Source organism: Streptomyces sp. NPDC048419 (assembly GCF_043200415.1).
Taxonomy (GTDB): domain Bacteria; phylum Actinomycetota; class Actinomycetes; order Streptomycetales; family Streptomycetaceae; genus Streptomyces.
In genome coordinates this window covers 1-2,271 of record NZ_JBICXT010000105.1, presented here as the reverse complement: position 1 = coordinate 2,271, position 2,271 = coordinate 1, and the positions used below count along the sequence as shown (strand labels likewise).

The 2,271-nt window shown below is 68.4% G+C and carries 2 protein-coding genes; both read right to left on the bottom strand.

The window, feature by feature from the left end; translation table 11 throughout:
• Positions 1 to 72 precede the first annotated feature (72 nt).
• The gene (gene istB / locus ACGFYN_RS48045; protein WP_393872267.1) at positions 73 to 888 is read right to left on the bottom strand and encodes an IS21-like element helper ATPase IstB; all 816 of its coding nucleotides are present in this window, start codon (positions 886 to 888) and stop codon (positions 73 to 75) included.
• Positions 888 to 2,168, bottom strand: coding sequence for an IS21 family transposase (gene istA, locus ACGFYN_RS48040; protein ID WP_393872266.1), 1,281 nt, complete (start codon positions 2,166 to 2,168; stop codon positions 888 to 890). Before istA ends, istB begins: the two co-directional genes overlap by 1 nt.
• Positions 2,169 to 2,271 lie beyond the last annotated feature (103 nt).

The following is a 2,271-nucleotide window of genomic DNA, read 5'->3' as shown; positions in this document are numbered from 1 at the left end:
TGTCGGCGGCGGCTGAATCCTGACCCGGTGTGGGCGGTCGAGTTCTGACCCACCGGGTCTGGTTGCCGGTGCTCAGTCGGTGTCGTGTGTGGCGGTGGGGACGCGTCCGAGTTGGCGTCCGCGCATGCGGTAGGAGTCGCCTTTGAGGGAGTGGACCTCGGCGTGGTGGACGAGGCGGTCGATCATGGCGGCGGCCACGGTCTCGTCGCCGAAGACTTCGCCCCAGCGTCCGAAGGGTTTGTTGCTCGTGACGATCACACTCGCTCTCTCGTATCTGTTCGAGACCAGCTGGAAGAACAGGTTCGCGGCCTCGGCCTCGAAGGGGATGTAGCCGACTTCGTCGACGACGATCAGTGGATAGCGGGACAGTTTGGTGAGCTCGGCCTGGAGGTGTCCGGTGTGGTGGGCGGCGGCCAGGCGGTCGACCCATTCGGCAGCGGTGGCGAACGCGACCCGGTGGCCGGCCTGGCAGGCCCGCACTGCGAGTCCGATCGCCAGGTGTGTTTTACCGGTCCCCGGCGGTCCCAGAAAAACGGCGTTCTCCTTCGCGGCGATGAAGTCCAACGTGCCCAGATGCGCGAGCTGTTGGCGCGTTATGCCGCGCAGATGGGTGACGTCGAGTTCCTCGATCGTCTTGATCGCGGGGAAGCGGGCGGTGCGGATGCGGGCCTCGCCGCCGTGGGACTCGCGGGCGGAGACCTCTCGTTGGAGGCAGGCGACGAGGAACTCGGTGTGGGTCCAGCTCTCCTTCAGGGCCCGTTCGGCCAGGCGTTCGGCGGCGTCCAGCAGGGCCGGGGCCTTCATCGCACGGGCCAGGAAGGACAGGTCGGCGGCGGTCTGGCGGCCGGTCCTGGGCCCCGCCGCGGCGGTGGTCCTGGTGGTGGGCATCAGGAGACCTCCGGATCATCGGCCTGGCCGCCGCCCTCGATGAGGGTGAACATGCGGTCGTAGGAGTCGAGTTGGCGTTGTTCGACCTCGACGAGGTCGCTTGCGGTAGCGGTGTTGTGCCGACGGGTGGCCTGGGCCTGGGAGGCTTGGTGGTGGCGGTAGTCGCCGCGCAGAACGGCGGCGGCGCGCGCATGGACCGGGTCGGTGATGGTCTGCTGCTTGGCCCAGCACCGTGGATGGCGGGCAACCTCGGCCCCGCCGGGGGCGAGGGTCACGACGACCTCGTCGGTGTCGGTGCGGACCTGGACTTTCTTGCCGATGGCGAGGGGGTGCACGGAGTAGTCGCAGGTGTCGACACGGATGTAGTGGTCGCGGCCGATGCGGGTCGAAAAGCGCCACCAGCGTGGCGGATCGACCGGCGGCAGGGTGAGCATCTGGGCCCGGTCGGCTTCCCACCGGTCGACGGGGCGGGCGCCCAGGGTGCGGTGCTGACGCCGGTTGGCGATGGCCAGCCAGGTGGTCAGCTGGGTGTTGAAGTCGTCGGGTCCGGTGAAGGTGCGGCCGGGCAGGAAGCTGGTCTCCAGGTAGCCGTTGGCCCGCTCCACCAGCCCTTTCGCTTCTGGGTCGCGGGGTCTGCAGAGGTAGATTCGGGTGGCGAGCAGTCCCGCGAACGCGGCGAAGTCGCCGGTCACCTTGCCGCGGCCGATGCCGGCCTCGTTGTCCCAGACCAGCATCCGCGGGACCGCCCTCCAGCCGGTCAGCAGTTTCCAGTGTCCGTCGATCAGGTCGCCGGTGGTGCGGGTGGGCAGCATCCGTGCGGCGATGATCCGCGAGTAGCCGGACACCATCACGAGCACGGGCGGACGGCCGGACTGGCCGTATCCGAGCGGGATGTCGACGGGCGGGAACCACAGGTCGCACTGGGCCAGCTCGCCGGGCTGATAGGTGGTGCGTGAGACCGGATCGACGGGCAGATAGGCGGGCCGCAGCTCGCGTACGCGTTCTTTGAGGACGGTCATGCCACGGTCCCAGCCGATCCGTTCGGCGATCACAGTCGCCGGCATCGTCGGGGTCTGCTTCAAAAGCTCCCGGATCTGCGGCTCGACCGCGTCGACCGCCGAGCCCTTGGCCGGCCGGGAGTAAACCGGCGGCCGGTCGGTGGCCAGGGCCCGCTTCACGGTGTTCTTCGAGATGCCCAGCTGCCTCGCGATCGCCCTGATCGGCATCTGCTCGGCCCGGTGCAGCCTGCGGATCTCTGCCCAGTCCTCCACGGAAATCACCCTCTTCTCCTGACCTTCGATCAAGATCAGGTTGGTCAGAAGACCACGAAGTGGGTCAGTTTTGATCCGCCGTCAGAGGGTCACGATTCACCCGTCGCCGACA

Coding starts and splice junctions, on each gene's coding strand:
- istB (WP_393872267.1), bottom strand. CDS start 888: ATGCCCACCACCAGGACCACCGCCGCGGCGGGGCCCAGGACCGGCCGC.